This is a genomic window from Psychrobacter sp. 1U2 (assembly GCF_051847575.1).
In genome coordinates this window covers 1-640 of record NZ_JBPYDC010001290.1, presented here as the reverse complement: position 1 = coordinate 640, position 640 = coordinate 1, and the positions used below count along the sequence as shown (strand labels likewise).

At 45.6% G+C, this 640-nt stretch carries 2 protein-coding genes; both read right to left on the bottom strand.

Translation table 11 applies throughout. The annotated features are described in order from the left end of the window. A partial coding sequence (locus ACS8FD_RS21710; protein ID WP_439277396.1) for an SAM-dependent methyltransferase occupies nucleotides 1-318 on the bottom strand: 318 nt, incomplete at its 3' end. Next, a partial coding sequence (locus ACS8FD_RS21705) for a PIG-L deacetylase family protein (RefSeq protein WP_439277395.1) occupies nucleotides 302-640 on the bottom strand: 339 nt, incomplete at its 5' end. The genes ACS8FD_RS21705 and ACS8FD_RS21710, both read right to left, overlap by 17 nt.

Sequence of the window (640 nt, the reverse complement as noted above, 5' to 3'; positions counted from 1 at the left end):
ATGATTGCCATCTACGCATGTCAAAGTCTGACAACGTTGGGTCAATAACTCGCTGAATACGCCATTGCCAGAGCCCAACTCGATGGCATTGTTATACTCTGCCTGTGGTAGTATCGCTAGACAAATATCACGTTTTCTTTTTTCATACCAGCGGGTCTGATACTCCCATGGATCAGTGTTGTCGTTATATAGGGCATCAAAATACGTTTCTGAGTAGGCATCAGTGTGATTGTCAATATGAGTAGAACTGTCCAAGGTCGTGTTGGCGTAACTATCAGCAAGGTCGGCTGATGACGTCGATTTAGGTGAGTGGCTCATATAGATAAACTTCCCAAGGTTGGCTAATTCTAGCAATGGTTTGAGTAGATAAAATAGGGGGGTTGCCTGTACTTTCATCAACGGTAATTTGACTGTCAAAACAAGTAATGGCTTGGCTTTTACGCTGTAATTGCTCAGCGTTCAAATCAACTCTAACGGCATGATGCCAAGGAATGCGAGTGTCGGCAGGCTTAGCCCAGTGCCATGCCCAAATCAATACCTGATAACATGCTAGATGCTGCTGCTTAGCAAATGCAGTGACCACGCGCCCTGTCGCCTCATGATCAGGATGGCCGTCGTGCGTAAAAGGCGTCACTAAAAT